The following is a 15,778-nucleotide window of genomic DNA, read 5'->3' on the forward strand; positions in this document are numbered from 1 at the left end:
ATCCCCGTGACGCGAGCGGGAAATCGACGGGCGAAACAGCCGACGAACACGGTGAAGACCACACCGACGTGCCATTGAAGTGGGTAAGTCAGCCGACTTAACGTGGGCGCCGTGAGCCGAACTCCGACCCGCGAGCGCCTTCTGCTCACCGCCGAGCGGCTGTTCGCCGTACACGGAATCGACGCGGTCTCGCTGCGCCGGATCAGTGTCGCGGCGAGTCAGCGCAACAATTCCGCCGCGCAGTACCACTTCGGCAGCAAAGAGGAATTGATCCGGGCGATCTTCGGCTTCCGGCTCGCGGCGGTCAACGGGCGCCGCGAGGACCTGGTCCGCGCACTGGTCCGGGCCGGCCTCGACCGGGACCCCCGGGCCCTGGCCGAGGCCATGGTGCGCCCGCTGGCCGAGCAGATCGACGTCGGGGGCAGCTTCTACCTGCGCTTTCTGGCCCGGGTGCACCAGCACCCGGGCGCCTCCGCCTACGCGCTGCCGGCGATGGGCCTGGAGGGCAGCTCGCCGGAGTTCGCCCACCTGATCGACCTGGCCCTGGGCCACCTGCCGAGCGCGGTGCGGCGCAACCGGCTGCGCCTGGGCGGCAGCCTGGCCGTACACGCGACGGCCGATCGCGAGCAGCGCGTCCACGAGGGGCAGGCGCACGACGTGTTGCCGCCCACGGCGTTCGTGGAGGACCTGGTGGACGCGGTGGCGGGCATCCTGGCCGCGCCCGTATCGCCCCGGCTGCTCACCGCCCTGGACCCGACCGCCGCGCAGCCGGCCACGCCCCACCCGGCCGGCCCCGCGACACTCGACCGCCCGGCCGGCGCCAGACCCTAGGGCGTGGCCGGCGCCCGGCCCGCGTGCAGGCGGATCGCGGTCAGCATCGCCCGGCGCCCGCGCGCGTTGTCGCGCGCGTCGCCGTAGGCCACGGCCAGCCGATACCAGCCCCGCCAGTCGTCGGGCGCGGCCTCCACCTCGGCCTTGCGCCGCTCGAACACCTCGTCGGCGCTGTCCCGATCGACCCGCCCCCCGGGAGTGCGGGCCAACTCGTCGGCCGGCAGCCCGCCCTCGGCCGCCAATTCGCGGGCCAGCCGCTGCATCGCGAAGCCGAAGCGCACCTCGCGCCAGATGTACCAGGCGCCCACCACCGGCACGAGCAGGATCGCCAGCCCGAGCACGACGGTGACCGGCCGCCCGTCGCGAATCGCGATCATGCCGCGACTGCCGACGAGGAACACGTAGAAGACCAGAACCGCGATCAGCACGAGCGCGGTGACACGTTGCCTCACGATGCTCAGCCCAGATCGAGGAAGTGTTCCAGGCCCACGGTCAGGCCGGGCGTGGAGACCACACGACGCACCCCGAGCAGCACACCCGGCATGAAGGACGTGCGCTGGAACGAGTCGTGCCGGATGGTCAACATCTCGCCGTCGTCGCCGAGCAGCACCTCCTGGTGGGCGACCAGGCCGCGCAGCCGGACCGCGTGCACCGGCACGCCGTCGACCTTGCCGCCGCGCGCGCCGTCCGGGTCGTCCACCGTCGCGTCGGGCATCTCCCCGAGGCCGGCGCCCTCCCGTGCCTCGGCGATCAGCTCGGCGGTCCGGCGGGCGGTGCCGCTGGGCGCGTCGACCTTGTTCGGGTGGTGCAGTTCGACGATCTCGACCGACTCGTAGAAGCGCGCCGCCTGGGCCGCGAACCGCATCATCAGCACCGCGCCGATGCCGAAGTTCGGCGCGATCAAAACGCCGGTTTCCGGGCTCTTCGCCAGCCACTCGCGCAACTGCGCCAAGCGGTCGGGGGTGAAGCCGCTGGTGCCGACGACGGCGTGGATCCCGGCGCCCGCGCAGTACTCCAGGTTGCCCATGACCACACCCGGATGAGTGAAGTCCACGGCGACCTGCGCACCCGCCTTCGCGAGGTCGGCGAGGTCGTCGCCCTCGTCGACGCGCGCCACCAGTTCGAGGTCGTCCGCCGCCTCGACGGCACGGCACACCTCGGTGCCCATGCGGCCGGCCGCACCGATCACACCCACCCGGATCGCAGTCATGATGTCGCGCACTCTCCCGTCAGCACAGTTCTTCGCCCCGATCGGCACCGCGGCCGATCGCAGCGCACCAACTTCCGTGCCCGCCGACCCGCTCGCGACCCGGCCGGCACGGTTTCGCCGTCGTTCAGGCCGACGCGGCGACGAAGTCCGCGTCGTCGGCGAACGGTCCGACCACGGCCAGCGTCGGCCGCGCGGCGAACAGGACCTTCGCCACGTCGTGGATCTCGTCGGCGGTCACCGCGGCGATCCGGGCCAGCACCTCGTCGACGGACAGGTGCTCGCCGTAGACGAGTTCGCTCTTGCCGATCCGACTCATCCGCGACCCGGTGTCCTCCAGGCCGAGCACGGTCGAACCGCGCAGTTGGCCGATCGCCCGATCGATCTCGTCCCGGGGCAGCCCGTCGCGCACCACCCGCTCCAGCTCGGTCCGGCAGATCTCGATCACCCGGCGGGCCTTCTTGGGCTGGCAGCCGGCATAGATGCCGAACACGCCCAGGTCGGCGTAGCCGGAGTGGAACGAGTAGACCGAGTAGGCCAGCCCGCGCTTTTCCCGGATCTCCTGGAACAGACGCGAGCTCATCCCGCCGCCGAGCGCGGTGTTGAGCACGCTGAGCGCGAACCGCCGGTCGTCGTCGCGGGCCAGGCCGGGCATCCCCAGAACCAGATGGGCCTGCTCGGTCGGCCGGTTGAGCACCCGGACGCTGCCGGCCGAGCGCGTCCCGCGACCGCCGACGCGCGGCGCCGCGGCGACCGCGTCCTCGTCCACCTTGACCTGCGCGAACGCCTTCTTGACCAGCCGGACCACCTTGGCGTGGTCGACGTTGCCGGCCGCGGTCACCACCATGTTCGGCGCCTTGTACCGGCGCCTGTAGTAACCGTTGATCTGGGTCCGGGTGAGCGCGTTGATCGACTCGACGGTACCCAGCACGGGCCGCCCGAGCGGGGCGTCGCCGAGCATCGCGTCGTAGAAGAGTTCGTGCACCAGGTCGCCGGGCTCGTCCTCGTTCATCGCGATCTCCTCGAGGATCACGCCGCGTTCGGCGTCCACGTCCTCGGAGTCGATCAGCGAGCCGGTCACCATGTCGCAGATCACGTCGATGGCGAGCGGGAGGTCGGTGTCGAGCACGCGTGCGTAGTAGCACGTGTACTCCTTGGTGGTGAACGCGTTCATCTCACCACCGACGGCGTCCAGTTCCGCGGAGATCTCCAGCGCGTCGCGCTTCGCGGTGCCCTTGAACAGCAGGTGTTCGAGGTAGTGCGAGGTGCCGGCCAGGGCGGGGGTCTCGTCGCGCGAGCCCACCCCGACCCAGATGCCGAAGGTCGCGGAGCGCACGGACGGCATGTTCTCGGTGATCACCCGCAGGCCGCCGGGCAGGACCGTGCGGCGGACGGCACCCACACCGTCCGCGTCACGCAGCAGGGTCTTCGTGGAACCAGGCCGCTGCGCGGACGCGGCGGCCTGGTTCTTCGACGAGGAGGACGTCACTTGGCGGCAGCGTCCTCGGTGTCCTCGGCGGCGTCGCCTTCGCCCTCGATGACCGGGACGAGCGACAGCTTGCCGCGCTGGTCGATCTCGGCGATCTCGACCTGCACCTTGTCGCCGACCTTGATCACGTCGTCGACGTTCTCGACGCGCTTGCCACCGGCGATCTTGCGCAGCTGCGAGATGTGCAGCAGGCCGTCCTTGCCGGGCATGAGCGACACGAACGCGCCGAACGTGGTGGTCTTGACAACCGTACCCAGGTAACGCTCCCCGACCTCGGGCATCGTCGGGTTGGCGATCGCGTTGATCGTCGCCCGCGCGGCCTCGGCCGAGGTGCCGTCCGAGGCACCGATGTAGATCGTGCCATCGTCCTCGATGGTGATCTCGGCACCGGTGTCGTCCTGGATCTGGTTGATCATCTTGCCCTTCGGGCCGATGACCTCGCCGATCTTGTCCACCGGGATCTTGACGGTGATGATGCGCGGCGCGAACTTCGACATCTCGTCCGGAGTGTCGATGGCCTCCATCATCACGTCGAGGATGTGCAGACGGGCGTCCTTGGCCTGCTTGAGCGCCGCGGCCAGCACCGACGCGGGGATGCCGTCGAGCTTGGTGTCGAGCTGGAGCGCGGTGACGAACTCCTTGGTGCCGGCGACCTTGAAGTCCATGTCGCCGTACGCGTCCTCGGCACCGAGGATGTCGGTCAGGCACACGTACTCGGTCTTGCCGTCGACCTCGTCCGAGATCAGGCCCATCGCGATGCCCGCGACCGGCGCCCGGAGCGGCACACCGGCGTTGAGCAGCGACATCGTGGACGCGCAGACCGAGCCCATCGAGGTCGAGCCGTTGGAGCCGAGCGCCTCGGACACCTGGCGGATCGCGTACGGGAAGTCCTCGCGCGCGGGCAGCACCGGCAGCAGGGCGCGCTCGGCGAGCGCGCCGTGGCCGATCTCGCGGCGCTTGGGCGAGCCCACGCGGCCGGTCTCGCCGACCGAGTACGGCGGGAAGTTGTAGTTGTGCATGTAGCGCTTGCGCGTCTCGGGCGAGAGCGTGTCGAGCATCTGCTCCATGCGCAGCATGTTCAGCGTGGTGATGCCCAGGATCTGGGTCTCGCCGCGCTCGAACAGGGCCGAGCCGTGCACGCGCGGGATGACCTCGACCTCGGCCGACAGGGTGCGGATGTCGGTCAGCCCGCGACCGTCGATGCGCACCTTGTCGCGCAGCACGCGCTGGCGGACGAGCTTCTTGGTCAGCGCGCGGAACGCGCCGCCGATCTCCTTCTCGCGACCCTCGAACGCCGGGAGCAGCTTCTCCGCGGCGAGGTCCTTGACCCGGTCGAGCTCGCTCTCGCGGGCCTGCTTGCCGGCGATGGTCAGCGCGGCCGACAGCTCGTCGGTCACCGCGGCGGCCAGCGCCTCGAAGACGTCGTCCTGGTAGTCCAGGTAGACCGGGAACTCGCCGGTCTCCTTGGCGGCCTTGTCGGCCACCTCGACCTGCGCGGCGCACAGCGCCTTGATGAACTTCTTGGCGGCCTCGAGGCCGTCGGCGACGACCTCCTCGGTCGGCGCCTCGGCGCCGCCCTTGACCAGCTCGATCGTGCCGGTCGTGGCCTCGGCCTCGACCATCATGATCGCCACGTCGCCGTCGTCGAGCACGCGGCCCGCGACGACCATGTCGAACACGGCGCGCTCGAGCTCGGTGTGCGTCGGGAAGCCGACCCAGGTGCCGTCGATCAGTGCCACCCGGACGCCGCCGATCGGGCCGGAGAACGGCAGGCCCGCGAGCTGGGTGGACATCGAGGCCGCGTTGATCGCGACCACGTCGTACAGGTGGTCCGGGTTGAGCGCCATGATCGTCTCGACGATCTGGATCTCGTTGCGCAGGCCCTTCTTGAAGGACGGGCGCAGCGGACGGTCGATCAGCCGACAGGTGAGCACGGCGTCCTCGGACGGGCGGCCCTCGCGGCGGAAGAAGGAGCCGGGGATCTTGCCCGCGGCGTACATGCGCTCCTCGACGTCCACCGTCAGGGGGAAGAAGTCGAGCTGGTCCTTGGGGCGCTTCGAGGCGGTGGTGGCCGAGAGCACCATGGTGTCGTCGTCCAGGTAGACCACGGCGGAGCCGGCGGCCTGCTTGGCGAGCCGGCCGGTCTCGAAGCGGATGGTGCGGTTGCCGAAGGTGCCGTTCTCGATGACTGCTTCGGCGAAGCTGATGTCGGGACCCTCCACGGGTGCCCTCCTCGTTCGTTTCGAGGGAGGTCCGCGGCGCATGACGCCTGAGGGCCGACCGTGCCGGTCTTCGATCGAAGCACCCGGGTGCGTTACCCGGGGGCCACTACCGAGGACCGGCGCTGGAGGTCGGCGCCTTGGTCGCGACGCGGCGCTCCCAGTGTCTGTCGTTCGTCCTCGTCGCCGGGCGTGCGCGAGGCACGACCGACGTCGATTGTCTTGTTCTATCTCACCGCGGATGCCCGCGTGCGGAACACAGCCTACAAAGACCGCGTCCGGATACGGCGAAGGAGCGGCTTGTGCAAGCCGCTCCCCCGTCGTGTGTTGCTAGCGGATGCCGACGCCGCTGCGGCGGATGCTCAGGCGGTCGGTCAGCGTGCGGTAGCGCTCGATGTCCTTCTTGGCCAGGTAGCCGAGCAGGCGACGACGCTGGCCGACCAGGAGCAGCAGGCCCCGGCGGCTGTGGTGGTCGTGCTTGTGCTCCTTGAGGTGCGCGGTGAGCTCGTTGATCCGGTAGCTCAGGATCGCGACCTGCACCTCGGGGGAGCCGGTGTCGCCTTCCTTGGTGGCGTAGTCGGCCATGATCTGCTTCTTCGTTGCGGTGTCGAGCGACACGTGTTCTCCCTCTGCAAGGTGGTGAGCGCCACCGGTCTTACTCACGGCGGCGACTGGGCTCACATGGTGCGGGCGCGCGACCCGTGGGCAGCACGCATCCCGGGCACGCGGCTCCGGGATACGGACAACCCTAGCAGGAGCGCATCAGGCCGTGATGTTCCGCAGCTTGTCGTACAGATCCAGCACCGCCAGGCACAACGGTACGACCGACACCATCAGCATGCCTTCGAGCACGTCCATCAGCCGCCCCCAGAAGGGGGACAGGCCGCGCGACGGCACGGTGGTCGCCACGATCGCGAGCAGCGCGCCGACCACGCACACCAGCGCGAAGATCCAGCCCTGGCGCTCCTTGTCCGCCATGCCGGTGTCCAGGGCCAGGCCGACGAACAGCATCGCCAGGCCGAGCAGGCCGGCCGTGTACAGGACGGTGACCTGGGTGGTGTGCCGGAACAGGCGCGCCCGGCACAGGGTGACCAGGGCGAGTACGGCGGTCAGCGCCCGGGCCCACGGGGTGTCGACGCTGCCGAGCACGACGCAGGAGGCGACGAGCGCGGCGGCGCAGGCGCCGGCCAGGCCGCTGAGCACCTCGTGGCCGCGGCGGGCGCGGGCGGCGACGTCGGCGTGGTCGAGGGTGTCGCTCTGCCGGGAGGTCGGCGCGTCGGAGGGCAGGAAGCCGATCGGCAGCCGGGCGAGGCGGGCCGCCCAGGAGGGCAGGAAGGCGATCATGGCGAGGGCGACAGTGCCGGTGACCGCGGCGGCCTCGCGGGGGGCGCCGTCGACGGTGATCAGGCCGAAGGTGGCGAGCGTGCCCAGGGCGCCGGCGCCGGCGCCCGCGATGTAGACGGCGCCGCGGGCGGGCAGCAGGGCGGCGATCAGGGTGGAGACGACGAGCACGGCGACGCAGGCGACCAGGAACTGGACCCGGCCCGGGCCCTCGCGGACGGGCGGCTCGATCAGGCCCAGGCCCGCCAGGAACGCGTTCGGCAGGGCGCCGAGGCCGAGCACGGCGCCGCCGGAGTGGTCCCCGTACACCCGGGCGCGCACGCCCGCGACCACGGTCAGCACCAGGGCCAGCGAGCCGCCGACGATGGCGGGCAGGCCGTGCGGCAGGGGGGTCATGCGCCAGAGCACGACGGCGCCGAGGGTGAAGAAGACGGCCGCGCCGGACAGGCCGGCGATCCGCAACATCTCCGGTGTCCACAGCCGGTTCTCGCCCGCGACGGAGGTGGCCACCGAGTCGGCGACGTCGTCGTACACCGGCGGGGGTGGCGCGTCCGCGAGAGCCGTGAAGCGCAGCAATTCGCCGTCGCGCACGTGTTGCGCGGCCAGCGTGAGCCCGCTGTCCAGCGCCTCGCCGTCGAGCCTGGTGAGCTGGAAGCCGGTCACCGCGCCGTTGCGCTGGGTCTGCCCCGACAGCCGCAGGATTTCCGGGTACAGCTCCGCGAGCGGGACCTCCTCCGGCAGCGCGAGGTCGACGCGACAGTCCGGTGCGATGACGGTGATCCGGGCGAACCCGGTGGTGACCGTCGTGGTCGTGGAGTTCACCTGTGCAGATCCCCCTGCTTGTAGCCGCCCCGTGTCCCGCAAGCCCGAAAGCGCGGGACGACGACTCTATACGTCGCCGCTTCACGCGACGGTGGCGTCGGAAAGACCGGCCAGTAGTATGCGGCGCACACACGAACGGACCATTGGTCCACCGTGTGTCATGGAGACGACCCTGACGGGGTGGGTTGACTCACATCACCTGCTCCTTTTCCGTGCTTTGCGGCGGGTTCGATCCGTGTCCGGGATCCTCGCGACGGATGAGGCTGATTCACCTTGACCGTGGTCATCGTCAAGCGCCCGCCCAGGGTGCTGCCCTCTCCTGTCCCCACGGAGGAGATCCGGCTCCAATCGCCGCCCGAGTTGGAGCGCCCGACCGATCAGAACTGGATCATGAGCGTGCTCCCGATGATGGGCATGCTCGGGTCGGCGGGCTTCTTCTTCATGCCGGGCGCGCCCAAGATGATGATGGTCATGGGCGGCATGATGATGATCTCGTCGCTGGTCATGGTGGTCGCCAACATCCTCAAGTCGCGCGGCGGCAACCGGGTGCAGATGCTCGACTCCCGGCGCGACTACCTCAAGTACCTCGCCCAGCAGCGCAAGGAGGTCCGACGGACCGCCCGCAAGCAGCGCGACGCGCAGTTGTGGACGCATCCGGATCCGGGCCAGTTGTGGTCGGTGGCCGCGGGCGAGCGGCGGATCTGGGAACGGCGGGCCGGTGACCCCGACTTCGGGCAGGTCCGGGTCGGGGTGGGTCAACAGCAGTTGTCCACCCCGCTGGTGGCGCCGGACACCGCGCCGCTGGAGGAGTTGGAGCCGCTGTGCGCGGACGCCATGCGGCGGTTCCTGCGCACCCAGGCGACTCTGGACGATCTGCCGATGGCGGTCTCGCTGCGCTCCTTCTATCACCTGACCGTCTCGGGCGAGCCGGAGCGGGTGTACGGGCTGACCCGGTCGATGCTGGGCCAACTCGCGGTGCTGCACTCCCCCGACGACGTGCGCATCGTGGTCGCGTGCGACACGAATTCGCTGCCGCGCTGGGACTGGCTCAAGTGGCTGCCGCACGTGCAGCACCCGTCCCAGTCGGACGGCGCGGGCTCGGTGCGGATGATCGCCGGCGACCTCGGCGAGATCGAGGAGTGGCTGGCCGAGGAGTTGGCCGGGCGTTCGCGGTTCGCGGCCGGCGCGCAGCCGGTGCTGGACCAGCCGCATCTGGTGGTGGTGCTCGACGGCGGCGGGGTGCCGGCCAACTCGCTGCTGGCGGGCGCGGACGGGCTGCAGGGCGTGACCATCGTCGAGGTGGTCCCCGGGCCGCTGGACGAGTTGCGCGGCGGGCTGGCGATCATCGCCGACGAGGACCGGCTGACGCTGGAGTCGACGGCGGGCGCGTACGAGGGGGTGCCGGACTTCCTGTCGGCGGGCGACGCGGAGGCGCTGGCCCGCAAGCTCGCGCCGCTGCGGCTGTCGGCGAACGACGACGACGAACCGCTGCTGGCCAACCTGGACTTCACCGACCTGATGGGCATCGGCGACGCGGCCCAGGTGGACGTGTCGCAGACCTGGCGGCCCAGGCCGCCGAACGACCGGCTGCGGGTGCCCATCGGGATCGGCCAGAACGGCGAGCCGATCATGCTGGACATCAAGGAAGCGGCGATGGAGGGCATGGGTCCGCACGGCCTGTGCGTCGGCGCGACCGGTTCCGGCAAGTCCGAGCTGCTGCGCACCCTCGTACTCGGACTGGCGACCACGCACAGCTCGGAGATCCTCAACTTCGTGCTCGCCGACTTCAAGGGGGGCGCGACCTTCTCCGGGATGTCGGACATGCCGCACGTGGCGGCGGTGATCACCAACCTCTCCGACGACCTGACCCTGGTCGACCGCATGCGCGACTCGATCACCGGTGAGCTGAACCGGCGCCAGGAGTTGCTGCGTTCGGCGGGCAACTACGCCAACATGCACGACTACGAGCGGGCCCGGGTGGCCGGCGCGGCCCTGGAGCCGCTGCCCTCGCTGGTGATCATCATCGACGAGTTCAGCGAACTGCTGACCGCCAAGCCGGACTTCATCGACATGTTCATCCAGATCGGCCGCATCGGCCGATCGCTGGGCGTACACCTGCTGCTCGCGTCGCAGCGGCTGGAGGAGGGCCGACTGCGCGGGCTGGACACCTATCTGTCCTACCGGATCGGGTTGCGCACCTTCTCCGCCGCCGAGTCGCGCGCGGCGATCGGCGTGCCCGACGCGTACCACCTGCCGTCGGTGCCCGGCGCGGGTTACCTCAAGTTCGACACCGAGTCGATGGTGCAGTTCAAGGCCGCGTACGTGTCCGGTACCTACCGTGCCTCGGACCGGGTCCGGCGCAACCGCACGGGCTCGCCGATGCCGGTGCTGTTCGACAGCCGGTGGACGGCCGCGAACACGTGGAACCGGCAGCCGGACCTGCCGCCGGAGCCCGAACCCGAGCCGGACGTCGACAGCGCGCTCGCGGACACCGTGCTTGACGTGATCGTGCGGCGGATGGTCAACCAGGGCCCGCCGGCACACCAGGTGTGGCTGCCGCCGCTGGCCGAGTCGAACTCGGTGGACCGGATGTTGCCGCCGCTGCGGGTCACCGCGGAGCGCGGGTTGAGCTCGCCCGAATGGGGGGCGAACGGCCGCCTCGTGGTGCCGCTGGGCCTGGTGGACAAGCCGTTCGAGCAGCGCCGCGACGTGATGTACGCGGACCTGTCCGGCGCGGCCGGCCACGCGCTCGTGGTGGGCGGCCCGCGCAGCGGCAAGAGCACGCTGATGCGCACCATGATCACCTCGTTCGCGCTCACCCACACGCCGGCCGAAGTGCAGTTCTACGTCCTGGACTTCGGCGGCGGCGGGATGGTCGCGCTGAGCGATCTGCCGCACGTGGGCGGGGTGGCGGGGCGGCTCGACGCCGAGCGGGTGCGCCGGATCGTCAGCGAGGTCAAGGGCATCCTGGACCGGCGCGAGGAGATGTTCCGGGTCAACAACATCGACTCGATCGACACCTTCCGCCGACGCCGCGCCGCGGGCACGCTGCCGGACGAGGCGTGGGGCGACGTCTTCCTGTTCGTCGACGGCTGGTTGACCCTGCGCAACGACTTCGACGCGCTGGAGGCCGAGGTCACCGACATCGCCACGCGCGGTCTGGGCTTCGGGGTGCACGTGGTGCTCTCCGCGTCCCGGCATCCGGAGATCCGGCCCGCGCTCAAGGACCAGATCCAGACCCGGCTCGAACTGCGGCTCGGCGAGACGATGGAGTCCGAGGTCGACCGGCGGCTCGCGGCGAACGTGCCCTCCGGTGCGCCCGGTCGCGGTCTGTCCCCGGACAAGCTGCACTTCCTGGCCGCGCTGCCCCGGATCGACGGCTCGTCGACGGCGGAGGACCTGGGCGAGGGCATGGCGGCGATGGTCGGCGCGGTCAAGGCGGCGTGGGCGGGGCCGCCCGCGCCGCCGGTGCGGGTGTTGCCGATGTTGCTGCCGTACGAGCAACTGCCGACGCCGGCGCAGGTGTCCGGCCGGGGGATCCCGATCGGTGTGGACGAGCAGACGCTCAGCCCGGTGTACCTGGACTTCAACGTCGACACGAACTTCGTGCTGTTCGGCGAGAGCGAGTCCGGCAAGACCAACTTCCTGCGGCTGCTCTCCCGGGGCATCGCCGAGCGGTACACCCCGGCCGAGGCGCGGATCATCGTGTCCGACTACCGGCGCACGCTCCTGGACGTGGTCCCGGAATCGCACCTGCTGGAGTACGCGGCGGCGGCGCCGGCGCTGACCTCGTTCATGGCCGAGATCCGCGGCGGCATCGAACGGCGGCTCCCGGGGCCGGAGGTGACCCAGGAACAGCTGCGCAACCGAAGCTGGTGGAGCGGCCCGGAACTGTTCCTGCTGATCGACGACTACGACCTGGTGGCCTCCTCCAGCGGCAACCCGGTGGGCAGCATCGCCGAGTTCCTGCCGCTGGCCCGCGACGTCGGCCTGCACCTGATCATCGCCCGCAGCAGCGGCGGTGCGGGCCGAGCGCTGTACGAGCCCGTGCTGCAAAAGCTCCTCGACCTGGGCACGTCCGGTCTGATCCTGTCCGGCAACCGGGACGAGGGCGCCCTGATGGCCAACGTCAAGCCGACCCAACTCCCGCCGGGGCGTGGCCAGTTGATCACCCGGCGGCGAGGCGTGCAGCTGATCCAGACGGCCTGGCTGCCGGACAACTGACGGCATTTCGCCGGCATTCGCCGCGAACGGGGCCCGACCGCCGTGCGGTCGGGCCCCGTTTTGCGACGGCATGCCGAACCCGCCATCCGAATAGTTATAACGGAACGTCAGCCTCCTCTTGCGATCCGCTCACCATTCGTGGATCAATGGTCAGCGCCGCGACGCGCAGGCGTGTCCGACGTCCGCCGGGGAGGGTCGCGGCCGAAGGTCACCAAGCCCGGGGGAAACGTTGGCTATGGCGGGATCCGGTTTTCAGATCAGCCTGGAGATGCTGGAGAAGTTTCAGGGGGCGTTGGAGGGAGTGCTCGCCGATCTGGTCGGCGAGGATCCGGGGGCGAACCCGGCCGAACACGGGATCGGCGCAACCGACTTGGGCGTGTCCTTCGCGGAGGCCCCGATGATCGGCGGAGTGATCCAGGAGACCGCCACCCGATTGCGCGCACTGATCGCCACGCTGCACGACCAGATCACGGCGATGAAGTTGTCGATCAAGGTGACCGGCGCGAACACGGCCGACGTGGACGACGACACGCGCCGCGCGTTGAACGAGATCATGGCGCGGATCGGCCAGGGTGGACAGACGCCGGTGACGACGGGATCGACGACCAAGTCGGGCGGCAGGGTGGGCCTGGAATGACACGACTACAAGAATCCGGCGTCGTGGGGGGAATCTGATGGTGCACGCGGACGGCGCGCCGACCGGGGGACCGGGCGGCGGCGGAACCGACTTCGAGGGATACACGCTCGAACAACTGCAGGCGATGATCGCGGGGGCGAACCCCTCGGCACTGGGCATCTACGCCGACAAGCTGCACGGAACCGCACAGCGCATCCAAACCGCCACCGACGGCCTCACCAAGTGCATCCAGGCCCTCAGCGGCGCCTGGGAAGGCCCGGCGGCGGAAAGCTTCCGCACATGGGCCGGCGGCGTCACAGCCGCCGCAGCCGGCCTCGGCGACTACGTCTCGGCAGCCGGCACCCACGTCAACCACGTGGGCCAGCAAATCTTCGTAGCCAAGATGCGCATGCCGCGGGTGCCCCCGACAGTCCTGGCCACAGCCAACCAGGGCCCGGTAGCGATCGTCTCAGCCGCCACAAACCCACCCGCCGGCGGCGTCGACCCCATCAAGGCCCACGAGGAAGCCAAGGCCCAGGTAGACGCAGCCCACCGCGAAGCAGTAACCCAAATGCGCACCCTGGCCTCGACATACCGAGTGGCAGCAGCAGACTTGAAGGCGCTGCCAGCACCGGAATTTCCCCCGCCGCCGGCCAACTTTGATCCGTCCTACGAGCAGACATCAGCCATCAGCGGCCCCGGTGGCAGCCGAACATCCAGCGCAGGTCCCTCCGTCAACGTTCCGGGTGCCGGGGGGACTGGAGGACGCAAGCAAGCTCCGACAGGTTCCGGCGGTTCGAGGCCCGGAATCTACTCGGCCCCGTTCGGATCCGTGCCTGGGATAGTAGATCCGACCGGCACTCAAGGTGGGATCGCGCCGTACGTTCCACAGTCAACGAGTCTGCAAGCCGGTGGTCCCTTGACTGCATCAGATCCGACGAACTCCACATGGATCTCACCAGTCTCCAGCGGCGGGTCGACTTCCAACGGCAACGTACCGACGAGCGCTGCGCTGTTTCCCGACGGAAGTCCCGCAAATCCCGCCGGGGGCGGCGGCGGGCGAATCAATGGATTTCCTGGAACCGTCGGGCGCAGCAGCGAAGGCTCGAATGCAACCCCCGGCAACGTTCCACGTAGCGGGAGTTCCGGAGGCACAGTTCCGCGAACCGGAGGCTCACCGACCGGAATCCCCGGTAGCGGTGCTATTCCCGGATCCACACCACGCGGACCTAGCGGGCCGGGCAGCCGTGGTTCGTTCAGCTCGAGTCCGGGAGGGTCAGGCATCTCTTCGGCGACTCCAGGAACGACCTCCGGCACCGGTTCCACCGGACGCACGCCGGGAATTCCTGGGGCCGCCGGAGCGGCCGCACTACCTTCCCGGGAACGAGGCGGGGGAGGCAGTCGCAGACTGGCCAACTCACGCGGCGGTTCGATTGGCAACGCTTCGGGAAGCACCTCAAACCGCAACTCGCCAAGACTGCAAGCTCTGGCAGCGGAGGGCGAGTCACCCATTCCCGGTACTGCAATCCCTCAACGTTCCGCTGGACAGCCCGGCCAACGAACGCCATTCACAGGAGGCGCCCGATCCGAACAGGTGCGACGGCGCAGGCCGCGCGCCGAGGAGGAGGACGACAATCCGTGGGATGGTCCTCGCCAACCCGGGGTCGTCCCACCAGTCATCGACTAATCGGCGCCCTTAACCCGCCCTGGGAAGGACATTACAGCCGCATGAGCGGACGCCTCGACCGAGCCCAGCGCGTATTCGTTCTGCTCACAGCGCTGCTGGTACTCCTGGTCGGCTCAGATTGTTGGACATCGGCCCACGCCGCATCCATCCGCTCACAACAGTGGTATCTGGACGGCTGGAAGATTGACGAGGTTTGGAATATCACACGAGGAGCCGGGAGTATCGTCGCCGTGGTCGATTCCGGCGTGGACACCACTCACCCTGACCTGGCCGGCCAAGTCCTGCCCAGTCTCAACACGCCTGGGGATCGGGAGGGTCACGGCACGGGTATGGCGAGCTTGATCGCGGGCAGCGGACGTGCTGGCAATGGTGAGGGTATTTATGGTGTAGCACCAGCCTCGCAAATCCTACCCTTCCAGACGACTGTCGGGATTTTCGGGGGAAATGATCCGACTTCGCTATCGCACGGCATCAAGCTCGCAGCCGATTCGTCGGCACGGATCATCAACCTCTCAGTCAGCTCAGCACAAGATATTCCCGCCGCACGTGAAGCTGTCGCATATGCGCTCAGTAAAGGAAAGCTGGTAATCGCAGCCGGGGGAAATACTCCCAAAGAGAATGATAATAAGCCTGTTTATCCGGCCTCCTATCCGGGTGTTCTCGCCGTTAGCGCAGTAAATCGAGAAGGCAAACCGGCAAGCAATAGCGTGCGTGGGTCATGGATTTCACTCGCAGCACCAGGCGAAGAGATTCCCGGTGCTTGTTCGTCCGAGACACGCTATTGCCTCAGCGTTGGCTCCAGTGACGCTGCAGCCCTCACTTCCGGCGTTGCTGCACTTGTGTGGTCGGTGCATCCGGATTGGACTGCGAATCAGGTTATTCGGCGGCTGATCGATACTGCCAATCGGCCTACCGAGCCTGTTCCTTCCGACACCTTTGGCTACGGGGCCGTGAGTCCCCGTAAGGCACTTGCCGCCACCGACACGCCTGGGCCGGCCGATGTGAATCCGCTTGTCGGCGTGCGTGGGGACAAGCCGAGTGCGCCGCCAGCCACCGGCGCGTCGAGCGGCCCACCCGCGGCAACTGCGCCAGCCGCAAGTACCGCGCCCCCGGCGGCAGTCGCCGGCAAGTCCGACGACGGCGACAGCCTTCTCGCCCCGATCCTCATCGGCACCGCGGCCGTCGTCGTCCTCGGCGCCGGCGCCGCCGTCGTCACCATGCGCCGCCGCCGAGCCCGCGAACTCGTGGCCCGTCAACAGGCCGCCGCGCGGCCCTGGCCCACCGCGCCACCGACCTACCACCCGCCGGGCGGCGGCCCCTACGACCGGCGCTGAACGCGACG

General features: G+C 69.6%; 10 protein-coding genes. 4 read left to right on the forward strand and 6 right to left on the reverse strand.

Annotated elements, in window-relative coordinates; all coding sequences use genetic code 11:
* Nucleotides 1-111 precede the first annotated feature (111 nt).
* Nucleotides 112-831 (forward strand): TetR/AcrR family transcriptional regulator, encoded by a 720-nt coding sequence (locus tag ACMXN5_RS09490; RefSeq protein ID WP_439674857.1) that lies wholly within the window; start codon nucleotides 112-114, stop codon nucleotides 829-831.
* Here ACMXN5_RS09490 and ACMXN5_RS09495 read toward each other — a convergent pair.
* From ACMXN5_RS09495 to eccD, 6 genes are all read right to left on the reverse strand, one after another.
* Complete coding sequence (locus tag ACMXN5_RS09495; RefSeq protein WP_439674858.1) at nucleotides 828-1,283, reverse strand: hypothetical protein; 456 nt, start codon at nucleotides 1,281-1,283, stop codon at nucleotides 828-830. The genes ACMXN5_RS09490 and ACMXN5_RS09495 overlap by 4 nt on opposite strands.
* Before the next feature lie 5 nt (nucleotides 1,284-1,288).
* Nucleotides 1,289-2,041, reverse strand: coding sequence for a 4-hydroxy-tetrahydrodipicolinate reductase (gene dapB / locus ACMXN5_RS09500; protein ID WP_380003105.1), 753 nt, complete (start codon nucleotides 2,039-2,041; stop codon nucleotides 1,289-1,291).
* 124 nt (nucleotides 2,042-2,165) lie between these two features.
* Complete coding sequence (locus ACMXN5_RS09505; protein ID WP_439674859.1) at nucleotides 2,166-3,527, reverse strand: M16 family metallopeptidase; 1,362 nt, start codon at nucleotides 3,525-3,527, stop codon at nucleotides 2,166-2,168.
* The gene (locus tag ACMXN5_RS09510) at nucleotides 3,524-5,749 is read right to left on the reverse strand and encodes a polyribonucleotide nucleotidyltransferase (RefSeq protein WP_380003103.1); all 2,226 of its coding nucleotides are present in this window, start codon (nucleotides 5,747-5,749) and stop codon (nucleotides 3,524-3,526) included. Before ACMXN5_RS09510 ends, ACMXN5_RS09505 begins: the two co-directional genes overlap by 4 nt.
* Before the next feature lie 327 nt (nucleotides 5,750-6,076).
* Entirely contained in the window at nucleotides 6,077-6,364 is a 288-nt protein-coding gene (gene rpsO, locus ACMXN5_RS09515) for a 30S ribosomal protein S15 (protein WP_020553079.1), read from the reverse strand.
* Nucleotides 6,365-6,508: 144 nt separating this feature from the next.
* Nucleotides 6,509-7,909, reverse strand: a complete 1,401-nt coding sequence (eccD, locus tag ACMXN5_RS09520) for a type VII secretion integral membrane protein EccD (protein ID WP_439674860.1) — start codon at nucleotides 7,907-7,909, stop codon at nucleotides 6,509-6,511.
* Nucleotides 7,910-8,182: 273 nt separating this feature from the next.
* Here eccD and eccCa point away from each other — a divergent pair, with 273 nt between their 5' ends.
* From eccCa to ACMXN5_RS09535, 3 genes are all read left to right on the forward strand, one after another.
* Nucleotides 8,183-12,133, forward strand: coding sequence for a type VII secretion protein EccCa (gene eccCa, locus ACMXN5_RS09525; protein WP_439674861.1), 3,951 nt, complete (start codon nucleotides 8,183-8,185; stop codon nucleotides 12,131-12,133).
* Between the two features lie 235 nt (nucleotides 12,134-12,368).
* Nucleotides 12,369-12,770, forward strand: coding sequence for a hypothetical protein (locus ACMXN5_RS09530; protein WP_439674862.1), 402 nt, complete (start codon nucleotides 12,369-12,371; stop codon nucleotides 12,768-12,770).
* Nucleotides 12,771-14,477: 1,707 nt separating this feature from the next.
* Nucleotides 14,478-15,770 carry a S8 family serine peptidase gene (locus tag ACMXN5_RS09535; protein ID WP_439674863.1) on the forward strand — a complete coding sequence of 431 codons (1,293 nt, stop codon included), beginning with the start codon at nucleotides 14,478-14,480 and terminating at the stop codon, nucleotides 15,768-15,770.
* The last annotated feature ends 8 nt before the right edge of the window (nucleotides 15,771-15,778 follow it).

This window comes from Embleya australiensis (assembly GCF_051903075.1).
In the GTDB taxonomy this organism is placed as follows: domain Bacteria; phylum Actinomycetota; class Actinomycetes; order Streptomycetales; family Streptomycetaceae; genus Embleya.